The sequence below is a fragment of the Clostridium sp. MCC344 genome (assembly GCF_018785365.1).
GTDB lineage: Bacteria > Bacillota > Clostridia > Lachnospirales > Lachnospiraceae > Pilosibacter.
Window position 1 is genome coordinate 1 of record NZ_WQPQ01000122.1, and the last position, 230, is coordinate 230.

General features: G+C 56.1%; 1 protein-coding gene. It reads right to left on the reverse strand.

What is annotated here, in order from left to right; all coding sequences use genetic code 11:
* Positions 1–230, reverse strand: a 230-nt coding sequence (locus GPK90_RS18765) for a CD1107 family mobile element protein (protein WP_215703668.1), incomplete at both ends; no start/stop codon positions are given.

The following is a 230-nucleotide window of genomic DNA, read 5'->3' on the forward strand; positions in this document are numbered from 1 at the left end:
AGAAGGTCGTCTGTGGTAACGGTATTGAGGAAATAGACGTTCTCGCTGGTTTTCTGTTTGTCGATCACCAGATAAAACACGCTCTCGTCTGCTGTGGTAATGGTGTAAAACTCTTTACCGTCCTCGTCGGTGGCGTTGTCCACCACGGTTCCCGTCCCGTCCGGGGTAAAGGGGTTCTGTGTTTCCGGCTCCGCTTCGGTTTCCGCCGGGGCGGGAGCTGTCTCCGGCTG